Annotated in this window: 14 protein-coding genes; 6 read left to right on the forward strand and 8 right to left on the reverse strand. The window is 64.2% G+C overall.

The features are described 5' to 3' along the window. The first annotated feature begins 32 nt into the window (after positions 1 to 32). Positions 33 to 1142 carry an ATP phosphoribosyltransferase regulatory subunit gene (locus AABA34_RS06665; protein ID WP_338304434.1) on the forward strand — a complete coding sequence of 370 codons (1110 nt, stop codon included), beginning with the start codon at positions 33 to 35 and terminating at the stop codon, positions 1140 to 1142. Here the strand turns inward: AABA34_RS06665 and AABA34_RS06670 are convergent. Beyond that, positions 1139 to 2209, reverse strand: a complete 1071-nt coding sequence (locus tag AABA34_RS06670; protein ID WP_338304435.1) for an alpha/beta hydrolase — start codon at positions 2207 to 2209, stop codon at positions 1139 to 1141. The genes AABA34_RS06665 and AABA34_RS06670 overlap by 4 nt on opposite strands. 103 nt (positions 2210 to 2312) lie before the next feature. On the opposite strand from AABA34_RS06670, the gene AABA34_RS06675 reads away from it, so the two are divergent. The 4 genes from AABA34_RS06675 (at position 2313) to AABA34_RS06690 (ending at position 7153) form a co-directional block, all read left to right on the forward strand. Next, positions 2313 to 3956 (forward strand): hypothetical protein, encoded by a 1644-nt coding sequence (locus AABA34_RS06675; RefSeq protein WP_338304436.1) that lies wholly within the window; start codon positions 2313 to 2315, stop codon positions 3954 to 3956. A gap of 289 nt (positions 3957 to 4245) precedes the next feature. Beyond that, positions 4246 to 5535, forward strand: a complete 1290-nt coding sequence (locus tag AABA34_RS06680) for an adenylosuccinate synthase (RefSeq protein WP_034952548.1) — start codon at positions 4246 to 4248, stop codon at positions 5533 to 5535. Positions 5536 to 5542: 7 nt separating this feature from the next. Next, complete coding sequence (locus AABA34_RS06685) at positions 5543 to 6103, forward strand: L,D-transpeptidase family protein (protein WP_252260234.1); 561 nt, start codon at positions 5543 to 5545, stop codon at positions 6101 to 6103. 51 nt (positions 6104 to 6154) lie between these two features. After that, positions 6155 to 7153, forward strand: coding sequence for a MarR family transcriptional regulator (locus tag AABA34_RS06690; RefSeq protein ID WP_338304437.1), 999 nt, complete (start codon positions 6155 to 6157; stop codon positions 7151 to 7153). A 2-nt stretch (positions 7154 to 7155) separates the two neighbouring features. On the opposite strand, the gene AABA34_RS06695 is transcribed toward AABA34_RS06690, so the two are convergent. The 4 genes from AABA34_RS06695 to argH are packed head-to-tail and all read right to left on the reverse strand — an operon-like array spanning position 7156 to position 10918. Continuing rightward, positions 7156 to 7989 (reverse strand): precorrin-2 dehydrogenase/sirohydrochlorin ferrochelatase family protein, encoded by an 834-nt coding sequence (locus AABA34_RS06695; protein WP_338304438.1) that lies wholly within the window; start codon positions 7987 to 7989, stop codon positions 7156 to 7158. Beyond that, positions 7986 to 9245, reverse strand: a complete 1260-nt coding sequence (gene lysA / locus AABA34_RS06700) for a diaminopimelate decarboxylase (protein ID WP_338304440.1) — start codon at positions 9243 to 9245, stop codon at positions 7986 to 7988. Before lysA ends, AABA34_RS06695 begins: the two co-directional genes overlap by 4 nt. A gap of 27 nt (positions 9246 to 9272) precedes the next feature. Continuing rightward, positions 9273 to 9509: a hypothetical protein gene (locus AABA34_RS06705; protein WP_338304704.1), complete on the reverse strand. Its 237-nt coding sequence runs from the start codon at positions 9507 to 9509 to the stop codon at positions 9273 to 9275. After that, on the reverse strand, positions 9509 to 10918 hold the full coding sequence (argH, locus tag AABA34_RS06710; RefSeq protein ID WP_445083764.1) for an argininosuccinate lyase: 1410 nt from the start codon (positions 10916 to 10918) through the stop codon (positions 9509 to 9511). Before argH ends, AABA34_RS06705 begins: the two co-directional genes overlap by 1 nt. Between argH and AABA34_RS06715 the strand changes: the two genes are divergently transcribed. Next, the gene (locus AABA34_RS06715; protein WP_338304441.1) at positions 10917 to 11507 is read left to right on the forward strand and encodes a TlpA family protein disulfide reductase; all 591 of its coding nucleotides are present in this window, start codon (positions 10917 to 10919) and stop codon (positions 11505 to 11507) included. The genes argH and AABA34_RS06715 overlap by 2 nt on opposite strands. On the opposite strand, the gene AABA34_RS06720 is transcribed toward AABA34_RS06715, so the two are convergent. The 3 genes from AABA34_RS06720 to AABA34_RS06730 all read right to left on the reverse strand — a co-directional run bounded on the left by AABA34_RS06720 (position 11471) and on the right by AABA34_RS06730 (position 16544). Continuing rightward, positions 11471 to 12709, reverse strand: a complete 1239-nt coding sequence (locus tag AABA34_RS06720; protein ID WP_338304442.1) for an FAD-dependent oxidoreductase — start codon at positions 12707 to 12709, stop codon at positions 11471 to 11473. The two genes, AABA34_RS06715 and AABA34_RS06720, sit on opposite strands and share 37 nt — an antisense overlap. A gap of 55 nt (positions 12710 to 12764) precedes the next feature. Next, a complete protein-coding gene (locus tag AABA34_RS06725) occupies positions 12765 to 14111 on the reverse strand; it encodes an APC family permease (RefSeq protein ID WP_338304443.1) in 1347 nt (448 codons plus the stop codon). A gap of 348 nt (positions 14112 to 14459) precedes the next feature. Next, positions 14460 to 16544 (reverse strand): hypothetical protein, encoded by a 2085-nt coding sequence (locus AABA34_RS06730; RefSeq protein WP_338304444.1) that lies wholly within the window; start codon positions 16542 to 16544, stop codon positions 14460 to 14462. Positions 16545 to 16652 lie beyond the last annotated feature (108 nt).

Consider the following 16652-nt stretch of genomic DNA (forward strand, 5'->3'; position numbering starts at 1 on the left):
GCCTTTGTGATTGATCGCTAAGCGCGCATGCGATGAACAAAAGCTCTGATCTCCTGCCCGAAGGGCTTGAAGACCGCCTGCCGGCCTCCGCTGCGCGTATCACCCGTGCGATGCGCGCGTGTCTGGATGTGCTGGACGCGCACGGATACGACCGGGTGCGTCCGCCGCTGCTCGAATTCGAACGCACGCTGGCAAGCCGTATGCCTGCCGGAGTGGCGACGCAGCGGTGTTTCCGTTTCGTCGATCCGGTCAGCCTGCGCACTCTTGCGCTGCGCAGCGATATCACCCCGCAGATCGGCCGCATCGCCGCCACCAGCATGGCCAAGGCGCCGCGCCCGCTGCGGTTGGCCTATTGCGGTGACACCGCCGTGATCAAGGCCAGCCAGCTCGACCCGGCGCGCGAACGTTTGCAGCTTGGCGGGGAACTGATCGGGGCCGATACCGTCGCCGCGGCGAGCGAGATTGTCACCACCGCGATCGAGACCTGTCAGGCTGCGGGCCTTTCGGGGATTTCGGTCGATTTCACTCTGCCCGACCTCGTAGACACGCTCGCAGCGCCGGATGCGGCGCTGGATGCGGAGACGGTCGAAGCGATCCGGCGCGAACTGGATACCAAGGACGCCGGCGGATTGAAGGCGGTGGGCGGGGCGGATTACCTGCCGCTGCTTTATGCCACCGGCCCCTTTGCCGAGGCGCTTGATGCGCTGCGTGATTTTGACAAGGCCGGGGCGCTCGCCTCGCGGATCGAAGGGCTGGCGGCGATTGCCGGACGCATCGGAGACAGCGCGCGCATCACGCTCGACCCGACCGAGCGGCACGGGTTCGAATACCAGTCATGGCTGGGTTTCACCCTCTATGCCGAGGGCGTACGCGGCGCCGTGGGCCGGGGCGGAACCTATCGCATCGGCGGCAGCGACGAGGCGGCGACCGGGTTCACGCTCTATCTCGATCGCCTTGCCGAAGGAGCGGCTGAGCCCGATGCGGCGCGCAAGGTCTATCTCGCGCTCGGTCACGATCCCGCCGCCGCCGCCAAGCTGCGCAGCGAAGGCGCGCGGACTATCGCCCAGATCGGCGAAAACGAAGACCCCGCCGCATTGGGCTGCACCCACGTGCTGCGCGGCACGGAGACTGCGCCGCTCTAACCCGTGACCGCGTCCAGAAACGCGATTACCGCCTCGCTTTGCGCGGCGCCTGCTTCAGTGCCCAGTTCGCGGTTCATGCGGCTGTGGTCGATGTCGGAGATCGGCACCGCGCTCGCATCCGCCCCTGCCTGCGCGAGCGCGGTCATCAGCGCCTCGGTCTGGCTTTTGGCCATTGCGCGTTCGGCGACGTAGAGGCCCAGCCAGTGCGGCGCATCCGGCCCGCCGACATGAGTGATGGGCGAAAGCGCCGCCTGCCGCGCGGGATCCCGCCCGAAGGCGCGATTGTAGATCTGCCAGACCTGCGGCCCGCCTTCGGCCATGTTGGCGGCGACATCGTAGCCCGCCCCGTCAAGCAGCACCACGCCCCGGATCGCGCCGAATGCATCGCCCGCATATGCCGGATCGGTAGCCAGCAGCGCCGCCAGATGCGCGCCCGCGCTGTGGCCCATCAGCACGATATTGCCCGGATCGAAGCCGATTGCTGACGCCTGCCCCAGCAATGCGCGCAAGCCTTCGCCAAGATCGGCGGCCTGCTGTTCCACCGTCACATCGGGCACCAGCCGGTATCCGGCGGAGGCGAAGTAATATCCGGCATCGTTGAAGAAGGCGGGCTTGGTCTGCACCGCCTGATGGCTGCCCATCGTCCATCCGCCACCGTGGATGAAGACCACCAACGGCAGCGGCTCGACCGCGTCCGCCGGTTCGTAGACATCGACCTGCTGGCGCTGATGTTCGCCATAGATCACCGTGCGATCGGGCTTCGCCAACGCCTGATAGGGATTGACCAAACCCGCCGCGCCGCGCGCTCCGCCTGCACCGGACCGGCGTTGCTCCATGCGACTGCGCAATTGCGCGGCGCAATCGCTCGACAATTCGGAACGTTTTTCGCGCAAGCATTCCCTGATCGCGCCGCTATCCCGCGCCCCTTCCTGCGCACAAAGATCGCGGATTTCCGCCACACATTCACGCGGCAGGCGGTTCTGGCCTTGCGATTGCGCCAACAGCGGCAGGGCGATCATAGCGCTGGCAGCAGCGCCAAGCGCCAGAATGGCTCCGGGAAATTTCATGGGTGAGGTCATTCGGCGGGCTCCCACAATCAAGCTGTTATTCACACTCAAAAGATTATAGCCTGACAGGCAATCGAGGTTTTCAATATTCCGGGTGACGCGCATGATCGATACCAAAGCAACCCTTCTTACCTGTGTCGCAAGCCTTGCGATCATTGCAGCGCCCGCATCGGCCAGCGTCGATGAATACAGCGTGGACGGGGGATCGGTTGCGACGATATCGCTTCAGGTGTGCTCAGCCGAAAGCCAGCTTGCGGTGCGCGGCGACACCGGTACCGATCTCGATTTTGTCCTCACCGATCCAGCAGGAGGAATGGTGCATTCGGACGAAGGGGTGGACGATTACCTCAGCATCGTGATCGAGAAAGAGGGCGATGATTGCGCCCCCTATTCGCTCGCCGTGTCGAACCTTGGTGAAGAGGCCAACGCCTTTACCGTCGTGCTCGAACCGATTGTCGAAAGCTCCGTCCGGATCGAGAAATACATCATCCAGGCGAACGAGACGCGCACGCTCGATTTCAAGGCTTGCGGAACCTCGGCAGCGGTGTCGGCGCGGGGCGATGGCGACACCGATCTCGATTTCATTATCCGCAATTCGGACGAAGGCGTCGTCCACGAAGACGCGGGCGAAACCGATGAAACCTCGGTGACGTTGGCGGGCCTGCTTTCCGATTGCGAGACGTTCCAGATGGAGGTCGCCAACCTTGGCGATGTCTACAACGCGCTGATGGTGGTGGTGGAACCCAAGGGCGCTGACCCTGCGCCCTTCGCCGGAACGGCGCCCAGCACCACGCTCGAAGGCGTACGGTTGGCCGATGGCGGCGTAGCAGGCGGTGCCGTCACCCTTGCCGAAACCGAAGGCGCGGGCGAATACCGGGCAGAGGCCAATTCGACGCTGAAGGTCAATCTGCCCGTCTGCGGCATGACCCGCATGGAAGTGCGCGGCGATGGCGATACCGATCTCGATTTCACCGTCACCGATGCCGAAGGCACCGTGGTTCATTCAGATGTCGACATGTCCGACGTGACCTTCGCCACGCTCAAACCGAGCGGCGAGTGTGAGACTTTCGCGGTCGAAGTGTCCAACCTCGGCGATGTCTACAATGTCTTCAACGTCGCGCTGACCGCGGCGGACGCCTTGCGCGGGCCGCTGGGGCCGGGCGAATACCGGGTCAACGCCAATTCCGCGACCAAAGTGGCGCTGCGGGTGTGCGACGTGACGAAGGTCCTGGCGAGCGGCGATGGCGACACCGATCTCGATTTCGATGTCACCGATGCCACCGGATCATCGGTCCATTCGGATTACGACATGACCGATCGCACCAGCTTTACCCTCGATCCCAAGGGTGCCTGTGCCGATTACGCGATGTCGGTCGACAATCTGGGTGATGTCTTCAACACGCTGACTATCGCCTTTGGCGGAGAGGATGCGGTGTTCGCCGGACAGGGCACAGAGGGCAAGGCCAAGCCGGGGGCGGCGACAAGCGATCGCAATATCTCGATCCTGAACCAGACCGGGGAAACGATCAGTTCGATCTTCTGGTCGAATTCGGCGACGCTCGACTGGGGCGATGACAAGCTGGCGGGTAGCGGCGTGCTGGCCGGTGGTCAGCAATGGAACGTCAATGTCAGCGACGGATCGCAGGCGTGCCTGTTCGATTTCAAGGTGGTGACGCAGAGCGGGCGCGAGATCGAAATGGCGCGGGTGAACGCGTGCGAAACCGCGATGGTGGAATTCGGCGGATAGCGATTAGCCGGGGCGGTTCGCTTCGCGCTTTTCTACCGGGGCATAGCCGGGGCATGCTCTGTTGGCGGGCGAAAATCCCGCCAGCATCGGCGTGGAAACGGCAAGGAAACGCAATGGTGATGAAAAGTCACACCCCTTTGGTAATTAAGTTATTTAAATCAGTTGCTTGCCGGGGTCTGAATATTTTTAAAACACCCATTTCACTGTTCCACCTCGCAGCGCACTTGCCCTCCACCGTCCAAGCCCCTAACCCCCGCCCGTTTGTCGAAACTTCAGTGAAAGTGTTTGAATGGCCAACGTCACCGTAATCGGCGCCCAGTGGGGCGATGAGGGCAAGGGCAAGATCGTCGACTGGCTGGCGAGCCGGGCCGATGTCGTCGTGCGTTTCCAGGGCGGGCACAACGCCGGGCACACGCTGGTGATCGACGGCAATGTGTTCAAGCTCTCGCTGCTGCCATCGGGCATCGTGTCGGGCACGATGAGCATGATCGGCAATGGCGTGGTGCTCGATCCGTGGGCGCTGCGCGACGAGGTGACAAAGCTTGAAGGGCAGGGGGTCGTCATCAATGACGATAATTTGGCGATTGCGGACAACTGCCCGCTGATCCTGCCGCTGCACCGCGATCTTGACGGTTTGCGCGAAACCGCTGCGGGCAAGGGCAAGATCGGCACCACCGGGCGCGGGATCGGCCCGGCATACGAAGACAAGGTGGGCCGCCGCGCGATCCGCGTGTGCGACCTTGCCCACCTCGATGATCTGGAGCCGCAGCTTGACCGGCTGTGCGCGCACCATGATGCGCTGCGCGCCGGGTTCGATCAACCGCCGGTGGATCGCGAGGCGCTGCTCGCCGAACTGCGGGATGTCGCACCGTTCGTGCTGCGGTTTGCGCAGCCGGTGTGGAAACGGCTGAAGAAGGTGCGCAAGGCCGGGGCCAAGATCCTGTTCGAAGGCGCGCAGGGCGTGCTGCTGGATGTCGATCACGGCACCTATCCGTTCGTCACCAGCTCCAACACCGTAAGCGGCACGGCCGCCAGCGGCAGCGGGCTGGGACCCAATTCGACCGGCTTCGTGCTGGGCATCGTGAAAGCTTACACCACCCGCGTCGGCAGCGGCCCGTTCCCGACCGAGCTTGAGGACGAGGTCGGCAAGGGCATTGGCGAGCGTGGCCATGAATTCGGCACCGTCACCGGTCGCCAGCGGCGCGTCGGCTGGTTCGATGCGGTGATCGTGCGCCAGACCTGCGCGATCAGCGGGGTGACGGGGATCGCGCTGACCAAGATCGATGTGCTCGACGGGCTGGAGACGGTGAAGATCTGCACCGGATACCGGCTGCGCGGCAATGTGCTCGACTATCTGCCCAGCCACGCTGGGGATCAGGCAGCGGTGGAGCCGATTTACGAGGAAATGGAAGGCTGGAGCGAAAGCACTGTGGGCGCGCGCAGCTATGCCGATCTGCCCGCCAACGCGATCAAGTACATCCAGCGGATTCAGGAATTGATCGAATGCCCGGTGGCGCTGGTTTCGACCTCGCCCGAACGTGACGACACGATCCTGATGCGGGATCCGTTTGTGGACTGATGCGGGGATGAAGCGGTTCTTCGCCCTGGCGTTCCTGATGCTGCTCGCGGCCTGTGCCGGGCCTCCGGCGCAGGTGGTGGAACGATCGGGGCAGGGCGTCATTCTGCCGCAGGCGCCGGTGCTGCCCGATGTCGCCGCCGGGACGCCGCTGGTCGCCGACTTCCTGCTGGTCGACAAGTCGGATCGCCTGCTGATCGCTTATGCGAAGGGCAAGCCGATCAAGGCCTATCGCGGCTTGCAGTTCGGCGACGCGCCGCAGGGGCACAAACGCTTCGAAGGCGACGAACGCACGCCCGAAGGGCGCTACACCATCGACACGCGCAACCCGCGCAGCAGCTATCACCTGAGCTTGCGCATATCCTATCCCAACGCTGCCGACCGGGCCTATGCCGAAAGCATGGGAAGATCGCCGGGCGGCGACATCTTCATCCACGGCCAGCCCAATGGCCTGCCGATGGGCCGGATGCCCGGCGATTGGACCGATGGCTGCATCGCGCTCAGCAATGCCGAGGTCGAGGAACTGTGGCAGCTGGTGCCGGACGGGACGCCGATCGAGATACGACCTTGACTTGATCCCGTTCTGTTCTACTCTCGTTCTCCTGCTGCAGGAGGCGAATCGATGACACAGCTGGACTATCAAGCCGCCGATTTTGACTATGACGGGGCGCAGGACGCGGCGGGAGTTCCGGCGCGAGTGGCAATCTTTGCCGATCGCGCTTCGGTGCGTGGCGAGATCGCGGCGGACCTTGCCGGGGCGGGATTCCGCACGATTGACGGCGGGGCGGTCGCGTCGCTGCTGGACGGACCGATTGCCATGCTGGGCGATGTGGTGATGCTCGATTGCCCTGTGGTTGACGGCAAATCGCTGGCGGCATTGGCGCGGCTGGACATGCGTGCGGCGCGCAGCGGGGCGCATCTGATCGTATCGACCTCGCTCGACGCTCTCGAAGACGTGTTTGCCGCGCTCGACCAGTCTGATCCGCAGATACTCGTGCAACCAAGCCGGGCGGAACGCGTGATCGCGGTGGGCAGGGTGCTGGCTGATATCGCCAATCCGCGCGTGCGGGAGATGACGGAGGTCGATCGCCTGAACCTGCTGCACCTTTCGCGCCAGGTCGAAGCGATCGCGCACAAGCTTGAAGGGCTTTCTGGACGGGTCGAGCCGCGCGAGCCGTCGCAGGGTGCGATGTTCTCGGCACCGGCGCGCGATGATGGCCTGCTGATCGAGCGGGGAGAGGGCAATCGTTTCAACGCAGCTCGCCCGCCGCTGCCCGATCCGCGCCATGTGCGCCGGATCATCTCGGCAAGGCAAGCGCGGGCGAAGTTCTTCGATGCCGAATTGTTCGCCGATCCCGCGTGGGACATGCTGCTCGATCTTACGGCGGCGCAGGCGGAGCATCAGCGGGTGTCCGTGACTTCGCTGTGCATCGCTGCCGGAGTTCCAGCAACAACGGCGCTGCGCTGGATCAAGCAGCTGGTCGATAGCGGCGTGTTCGTGCGGGTCGACGATCCCAGCGACCGGCGCCGCGCATTCATCGGCCTGAGCGATCAGTCAGCGAGCGCGATGGCGCGCTATTTCGCCGAGGTCGAAGCTCCGCTGTTGCAGCAGGCGGCGTGACCCTACCGCTGTGGTGGCTGGCGCAGGACGACGGTTAGACCGCCGCCAGCCTTGGGGCATCGGTTTGATGCTCCCGTCGCAAACGGGCAGTCAGTGTTGGTGCAAACGACCCGTCTCGCATCCGCTCGCGCCCGCGCAAGGATCGTCGCCGGGACATTTGCATCGGTGCAGACCGTGTCCGCTTCTCCCAGCAGTCGCGCCTGCTTGAGCGTTAGATCGTCCGGATCGGTGCTTGCGAGGCTCAAAACCACCGTCCGATCCGCTTCGACCGAATCCGCGCCGGCAAGCCATTGGTCCACGCGCTCGGCCGAATTGGGATCAAAGGGATCCAGCGCTCCGCCTTCGCCCAAGGCCGCATCCAGCGCCCGACGCCGCTGCCCCGCGTCGGAATAGGCGCTGCGAAGCGCATCGCGCGCAGCGAAGAGCCGCGCGGCCAGTTCACCCAGCGATTGCGGCAACAACCGCTCCAGCCGCAGCCGCAGGTGTTTGGCCAGCCCCGCCGAGGCTCCGCCCGTTGCAACCGCGATCAACACCGGATCACGATCAAGTATGCTCGGCGTGGTGAAGTCGCAAAGGTCAGGCCGGTCCACGACGTTCACCAGCATCCCCGCGCAGCGCAGGTTGATCGCCGCCACTTCGCAGGCCTTCGCATCGTCAAAGGCGATGAAGGCCAGCCGTACGCCTTCGTCAATCGCGCGCTGCTGATCATCGATCACGATCCCGCCAGCGCGCTCGACCAGCCGCCGCTTGGGCTCTGCCGCATCGCCATCGCCCAGCACCAGCACCGTCTGTCCGGCGATCCGGTGAAACAGCGGGAGGCTGTGCAATTCGCTCATGCGAGCCAGTCGGGCACCCGTTCGGCATCCATGATCGAACCGGCATCGATCCGGTCTGCCACCACGGCAAAGCGGTCTTCGTCCACCAGTACCTCAGCCACGAACCCGCGCGAGTTGTAGCTTGATGCCATGGTCGCGCCATAGGCCCCGGCGGTGCGGAACACGGCGAGATCGCCGCTTTGCAAGCGATCACACTCGCGGCCCATGGCAAAGGTATCGCCCGTCTCGCAGATCGGGCCGACGATATTGGCGGTCATCTGTGCGCCGTCGGGCTGCACCGCTTCAAAACCGTGATAGGCGCCGTAAAGGGCAGGGCGCGCCAGATCGTTCATCGCCGCATCGACAATCACGAAAGGATCATTGATCCCGCGCTTGACCCGCACCACCCGCGTCAGCAGCACCCCGGCATTGCCTGCGATCACCCGGCCCGGTTCGAAGATCAGGGTAACGCCCCAGTCTTTCGTCACGCGGGCAACCATCGCGCCGTATTCGGACGGCGGGGGCAGCACTTCGCCCTTACGATAGGGAACGCCCAGGCCGCCGCCCAGATCGACATGGGTGATAACATGGCCCGCGCCGCGCAGGCTCGAAACCAGTTCACCCAGCTTGGCAAAGGCCGTTTCCAGCGGAGCCAGATCGCCCAGCTGGCTGCCGATATGCACCGCCACGCCGCGCAGGTTGATGCCCGGTTGCCCGGCCAGCTTGCCGAAAATCTGCCCGGCTTCGTTAATCGGCACGCCGAATTTGTTGTCGGCCTTCCCGGTCGAGATCTTGTCATGCGTCCCGGCATCGACATCGGGATTGATCCGCAGCGCGCACTGCGCCGTCAGGCCCATCTCCGCCGCGATCTCGGCAAGCTCAAGGCCTTCTTCCTCGCTCTCGATATTGAATTGCCCGATCCCGGCCTGCAGCGCGGCGCGCAATTCCGCAGCAGTCTTGCCAACCCCCGAAAAGACGATCTTCTCCGGGGCAATCCCGGCAGCCAGCGCACGGCGCATTTCACCGACGGAAACCACGTCCGCGCCATAGCCCTGTTTTTGCAGGACCTTGAGCACGGCCAAGTTGGGATTGGACTTCACCGCGAAGGCGATCAGCTTGTCTGGCACGCCGTCCAGCGCTTCGCGAAAAACGCGCGCGTGCCGTTCCAACGTGGCGCGCGAATAGACATAGACGGGGGTGCCGACTGCATCGGCAATATCCGGCAGCGGCACGTTTTCGGCGTGCATGACGCCGTTCTTGATCTCAAAATGGTCCATCAGAAACTGGTCTTGGTGTCGTCGATATCATTCCGGCGGCAGGTCGAAGGGGTCGTCCGCCCGTTCTTCTGAACGACGTCGCAATTCCACGCTGCGCTCCGGCGCGGCGAGCGCTTCGAGTTCGAGCAATTGCTCGGCATCGGGACGCGCTCCCTCGCCATAAGGCGCCGGGGGAAGATTGGTTCCCTCCAACGGCTCTAGCGCGGTGCGCGCGCCGCAGGCGGAAAGCGCGGCTCCGGCGATCAGGATCACTGCAAGGCGCATCATTTCTCCGTCCCGGTTTCGCGTGCGAGCCGTTCGCGCGCCTCCGCCACGCGCTGCCTTACCTGATCGGGCGCGGTGCCGCCATAGGAAGCGCGCGCGGCCACCGAAGCGTCAATCGACAGCGCGCCGAACACGCTTTCATTGATGCGCGGGTCAATCGCCTGCAAATCGGCCAGCGCCAGTTCCTCAAGCGAGCAGCCCTTGGCATCGGCCAGCTTCACCGCTTCGCCAGTGATGTGGTGCGCTTCGCGGAAAGGAATGTCGGCGGCGCGCACCAGCCAGTCGGCAAGGTCGGTCGCGGTTGCGTGGCCGGCCTGCGCAGCAGCGCGCATCCGCTCAGCCTTGAATGTGGTCTCGGCGATCATCCCCGTCATCGCGGCGAGCGACAGGTCGAACAGGCTCGCGGCTTCGAACACCGGAGGCTTGTCGTCCTGCATGTCCTTTGAATAGGCGAGCGGCAGGCCCTTCATCGTGATCATCAGCGAAGTCGCTGCTCCGATGATCCGGCCTGAATGCCCGCGCACCAGCTCCGCCGCGTCGGGATTGCGCTTTTGCGGCATGATCGAGGAACCGGTGGAGAGGCTGTCAGGCAAGGATGCAAAGCCGAAGGGCTGGCTTGCCCACAAGATCAGTTCCTCCGCCAGACGCGACAGGTGGATCGCGCATTGGCTTGCCGCCATCAGGTAGTCGAGCGCGAAATCGCGGTCTGACACGGCGTCGAGTGAATTGCGCGTAGGCTCGCGGAAATCGAGCGCGCTTGCGGTCGCCTGACGGTCCAGCGGGAAGCCTGTCCCTGCAAGCGCGGCGGAGCCGAGCGGGCATTCGTTCAACCGATCCTGCGCCGCGGAAAAGCGCGAAGCGTCGCGGGTCAGCATCTCGAAATAGGCCATCAGGTGATGACCCAGCGTCACCGGCTGAGCGGTCTGCAAATGGGTGAAGCCGGGCATGATCGTGGCGGCGTGTTCATCGGCGCGATCGACCAACGCGGCCTGAAGCGCGGCAATTCCGGCCAGCGCACGGGCATTGGCGGCGCGCACCCACAGCTTGAAATCGGTCGCCACCTGATCATTGCGGCTGCGCGCCGTGTGCAGTCGCCCGGCGACCGGGCCGATCAGCTCGGTCAGGCGCGCTTCAACAGTCATGTGAATGTCTTCGAGGTCCCAGTCTTCGGGCACGCCGTCGCGCTCGTATTCCTCGGCGATCCGGTCCAGCCCGTCGCTGATCGTGGCCGCGTCCGCCGCCGAAACGATCCCTTGCGCGCCCAGCATCGCGACATGCGCCTTGGACGCGCGGATGTCTTCGCGCCACAACGCCTTGTCGAACGGGATCGAAGCATTGATCTCGCGCATTATGGCGCTAGGCCCTTCGGCGAACCGCCCGCCCCACATTGAATTTCTGGAGTCGCTCATGTCTCGTTCGATTGCTCTTGCTGCACTTGCGGCTTTCGCCCTTGCGGGCTGCGATAGTGGCGCGGGGGACGCGGCGCAAGAAAGCGCTACTGTTGATGCGTCAAGCTCGGCTGCGGTCCCGCCGCAATTGCCGGGCCAGATGGTGCGCGCCTTTGCCGGGACGCCGCTGCCCGAACTCACGTTGAGCGATCCGGAGGGCAATCAGCTGGAACTGGCCGCGCTTGATCAGCCGGTGCTGGTCAATCTGTGGGCGACGTGGTGCGTGCCGTGCCGGGTGGAAATGCCCGCGCTCGATGCGTTGGCGGGGCAGATGGAGGGCGAATTGCGGGTGCTCACCATCAGTCAGGACGTGCGCGGGGCCGAAGTGGTTGCGCCGTTCTTTGCCCAGCAGGGGTTCGAGCGGCTTGAACCCTGGCTCGACCCAGAAAACGACATGGCGGTGGAATTCTCCGAAGGCGGCCTGCTGCCGATGTCGATCCTGTTCGACGCCGAAGGCAAGGAAATCCTGCGGGTCGCGGGCGATTACGAATGGGATGGCGAGGAAGCGATCGCTCAACTGCGAGAGGCGCTGGCCGAGAGCGCTTCGTAATCAGGCACGGTCAGGCCCAGCGGGCCGAGCGGAAAGCCGAACAGCCCGCTCATCAATTGCGCCTGTATCCGCGACGTCGGCCAGATTTGCGACAGCGGGGCAAGCAGCCGGTCGCGGATCGCCGGGTGCCAATCGGTGTCCGACTGGTACAGCGGGGTGAACAGCCGCGTGACCCATTGATACAGCCAGACATGATCGCGCCGCCAGTTGACCGCAAGGCGCAGCTTTTCGTCCAGCGTGCGCCCTTCCTCGATCCCGCGCGCAAGGCCCCATGCGTCGAGCAGCGCCATGTTGGCACCCTGGCCCAGCTGCGGGCTGGCCGAATGCCAGGCATCGCCGATGGCGATCATGCGCTCCCGTGTCGGAGGGTGTTGTGTGCGGTGGGCGTAGATCGCGAAGGTCAATTGTTCGCGCCGCTCGATCCGGTCGAGCAGCACGCCGGTATCGGGCCATAGCGCGCGCACCTGATCCTTCCATTCGTCAAGTGGGGTGTCCGCCCATGCGGCATAATTGGCGCGTTTCAGCGACCAGAAGAACGCTACTTCGGGGTCGGTTTCGCCCTTGCGCGTTCCGATAGGCAGCACGCCCACCATCTGCGCCGCGCGGCGATACCGCTGCTCGAGCAGATTGCCCGCAAACGGATCGCCGGGCAGGGTGGGGAGGCTCGCCCAAAGCGCGCCGAATTCCAGCACACCCTTGGGCTCGCTGTCGAAAACGGTGCGCCATCCGGTCGCATCAATGACCAGATCGAACGCCGCAGTCGGTTCGCGGCTGTCGAACGTCAGCCTGCGCCCTGCCGCGTCCAGAGTGCTGCCGGTGACAGCGTGCCCCGTTTCTATCGCGATTCCGCGCGCCTGTGCCGCTTCAAGCAAGACGCCGAACAGGCTCGCACGGTGGATGCCGATGCCGAACGCGCCCGGCACGCCCAGCTTGGAATAAGGCGCGTCGAGCACCGCCTTGCCGTGCTCCTCCAGCCCCAGCAGCGCATCGACCCGTGCCCCGCGCGCCAGCGTTTCGCCGGCCAGTCCCAGACGGTCCAGCACGGCCATGCCGCTTGGCTGGATCATCAGGCCCGATCCCACCGGGCCGGGTTCGTCGAACTGGTCGAAGATGGTGATTTCGTGCCCTTGCGCATCCAGCAGGATCGCCGCGGCCAGCCCGGCCGGGCCGCAACCTGCGATGGCAATGGAAAGACGCTTCATGGAAAGCGCCATGGCGGATTGCGGGGCGCGAGCCAAGACGGATTTGGCGTTCAGCCTATGCCGTCTTTTCGGTCAGCTTGCGCTGTCGCCTGAGATGGATGCCGACGGGCAGGCAGATCGCGATCAGGGCCAGCATCCACAACCCGCCCGAAGGGTCTGCGACGATCACGGCGATGAACATGCCCACGGTGATGGCAAGGATCAGCGCGGGCAGGACCGGATGCCCGATTGCCCGAAACGGGCGGTGCATATCGGGCCGCTGCCGCCGCAGCGCAAAATAGGCGGCGTTGTATAGTACGGCCGCGAAAATGCCCGTCGCCACCTGAATCTTGAATACGAAGACATAGGCTCCGCTGAGGATCATCGGCACGGCAAGGCCCGATCCGATCAGCATCGCCACCCACGGCGTTCCGCCCTTGTTGACCTTGAGCGCGCTTTTCAGGAACAGGCCGTCGCGGGCCATGCCGAACAGGATGCGCGGATGGGTCATTGATAGCGCGTTGAGTGTCAGCAGCGCCATGACTGCGGCGGCAACCCCTGCCACCTTCACCCCGGCCGGACCGAGCAGGCTTTCGATCATGATCGCGACCGGCAGATCGGACGAACGCAAGGTCTCGATATCCAGCACGGTGAACACGCAGAGGTTAATGCCGAGATACACCACCAGAATGATCACCGCCGATCGGAAGAAAGCGCGCGGGATGTTGTGAGCCGGGTCCTTGTCCTCTTCGGCGAAGAATGTCGGCCCTTGCCAGCCGTCATAGGCGCCAAGCACGATCTGCAGCGCGGTGATAAGCGCGACCCAGCCGACTGCCGCTTCTGCAGGGGAAGCAGCGGGCAGGCGCGGGCTGGTCGTTGCGGCGACAGGATCCATGATCAGCGCCGCGACGATCACGCTGCCCAGCAGCGTAAGCTTGATCGACAGGCCGACAATGTTCGAGATGCGACCTTCTTCGACGCCCAGCAGGTTCAGCAAGGTGACCGCGCTGATCGCGGCGAGGGCGAGCGGGACGGTGTATCCCTGCAACGAAGGGATCGCGACGGTGAGGAATTCGACAAAGGCGAGCGCAAGTGCCGCTCCCCCTGCGATATATCCGGCCCAGATCGCCCATCCCGCCAACAGGCCCATCCCGTCGCCGAAGGCTTCGTGCACGGGCACATAGATCCCGCCAGCGCGCGGCAGCGCAGTGGTGAGTTCCGAGGCGACATTGACCGACAACAGGACGTAAATCCCGCCTAAGGCCCAAAGCAGCATCGCAATCCAGAACACCGGCACTTCGTTGGCGACAACTCCGGGCGTGCGCAGAATGCCGGCGCCAATTACCGATCCGGCCATAATGGCGATGGCAAATGGCAGGCCCAGACGCTTCTGAAGCTGGCCCGAAGTCGCTTCTTCGCTCATGCAGACGCTTGCCCGCAAGAATACGGTTGGCGGGCAGTTTTCAAGCGGTCTCGGGATGCGCAGCGGGCGGGTTCCGGTTGCAGCATTTTCCCCACCCCCTTGAATGGTAGAACCCCGGTGAGCGGTCGGGTCGCATTGCCGTCCACCGGGGTTCAATCGGTCTGAGCCCTCCCCCAAGGGCGCAGAGCACGAAGGACAAGACTCGCCTGTCGCCGCCAGCGCATATCGCCGGAGCGGGTTCGGTGTCAGCTTGTCCAGAACGTTGCCGAACAGATGCGGCCCAATCCACCCTTCGGTCAAGCGGCAGGAGCGTCAAAAAAGCGTCAAAATGCCAGATTTCCGGGCGCTTCAGGCCGTGCGCGGGTCGGCAGGAATGAGATCGGGCCAGCCGAAACGATCCCACGCCTCGATCAGGCCGATCCTTTCGGCGAAGGCCATGAAATCGGGGTGGCGGATTGTGCGGTTGATCGGGTCGATATCGATCCAGAGGTTCATCAGGCCGAACATGTTGGCCGGATGGATGCGCTCGGAATAGATCTTCATGACAAGATCGCTGTGGCCCATGAAAATCGCTGGGAAGACGATGGTGGAATCATAGGGATCAGGCATGGTCGCATGCAGTCCGTCGAGCATCTGGCAATAGGCCACTCGGTCGGCCTCGTTTCCGCTGTAAATGCCACGCGCCGCGAAGGCGAAATAGGCATCGCGCGCGGCATCATCCATCGGAGGCATGCCGGGCGGCCGCATCAGGGTTGAGCCGAGATAGACGCGCGTATCGAAATGGCTCTTCATCGCCGCTTCGTGATCGCCGGCAACAAGATGCGCGAGCGCGAGCCAGACTGTCGGGGCACCCATATCGGCCATGCGCTGTCCCGCTTTCAGTGCCTTTTCAACCTCGCCGATGCCCAGATAGGCGGACGTCAGCATTGCGTAGTTGCGGGGATAGGCGGGATCGCGATCCACCGCTTCCTCAACATATGGCAGCGCTTCGCGAGCCTTGCCGAGATAGAGCAGGCACGATCCGAGCCGGGAGCAGACATCGGCATCGTTGGGATCGCGGGCATAGGCCTCGAACGCCATTTCCAGCGCACGGGCGGGATTGAACCGGGTCCATTCGTCGATGCCGAGGATCGAGAATGCGTGCCCCTGGCCGGGATCAAGCGCGATGGCGCGCTGGGCACAGCGAGCGGCTTCGGCTGATTCCTCAACCCGTTCGAGGCTGGGAGTGATCGCGGCCGTCATGATGTGCGCATTGGCGAGCGCCGTCCAGCATTCGGCGAATTCCGGGTCGATCTCCAATGCTTGCTTCAGGAATTCGATCGCCTTTTCGAACGCCCCTTCAACCCCGATGCGCTGGCTCATCGCGCGCGCCTGAAGGAACAGGGCGTAGGCTTCGCGGTCGCTGGTCATCCGGCGCGACGGGGCGGGTGATGCGGCAAGGCCCAAGGCGCGGCAGATCGCCGCAATGATATTGGCGCTGATCACCTTGCGCGATTCGAAGAAGTCCTCGACCGAACCGGTCAGCCGGTCCGACCAGACCTGTGTGCCTGTTTGCCCGCTGATGAGCGCAATGCGGACTTCGACCCCGTGTTCGTCCCGCCGAACTTCGCCCTCGATCAGGTGGGACACCCCAAGGTCGGTCGCAATTTCGGTGAGCGTGCGGCTCTTGTCGACCGTTGCGATGACCGAAGTGCGCCCGGCCACGGCGATGCCCTGAATTCCGGCAAGCCGATCGGTCAGTTCATCGACAATGCCTTCAGCCAGAAACAGCTGGCCGCCGACGCTGTCGAATTGTCCGAATGGCAAGACCGCGATCGTGGTCTGGTCGGCGACGCGATTGAATGTCCGATAGGACGGGAAACGCGCCCTTGCCGCCTCAAGCAGGCGCTCGCGACCGGTCTTTGATGTGTTCTGGATGGCTTGGGACAGAGCGGCCCGCAACCGGGCATCGACGTGATCCCGCCTTGTGGTGATCCATTCGTCAAACTCGGCGTTGAGCGACGGCCCCTGAAGCAGCGGTCGATTGCCGATTTCGAGCAGGAATTCGATCGCGGCCTGCGGATCGCCAGAGGAAAGCGCGGCTTCGAGATCGAACAGGTCGCAGGCAAGGCTTCCCGGCGCGAGCGCCACTTCGGCGCGTGACACCATGAGATTGTCGATCCGGTGCTCCGCCAGCTTGCGCTTCAGATCGAGCAGGCATTGGCGCAGGCTGGCCTTGGCTTGCGGAAGGAAGCGATCGGGCCACAGCAGCCGTGCCAGCGATTCGCGATCGATCGCGTGATCGGGTTCAAGGAAAAGGATCGCCAGCAACAGGCTTGCGCGCCGGTTGCTCAAGAGGATCGGTTCGCCATCGGCTGCTTCAAGCCGGAATTCGCCGAATAGACTTGCCTTCAACGATCCCTGCGCTGCCACAGCAGCATTCGCATATCCCAAGATGCACTACTCCCCGGGGCGCAGACTACATCCAAAACGCCGCAATGCAATCGCGCATGGTAAACGCTGGCGCGCGGCAGTGCCCGCCAGGCTTGCGGCTCGAATCTG

Source organism: Erythrobacter sp. Dej080120_24 (assembly GCF_036322605.1).
GTDB lineage: Bacteria > Pseudomonadota > Alphaproteobacteria > Sphingomonadales > Sphingomonadaceae > Erythrobacter > Erythrobacter aurantius.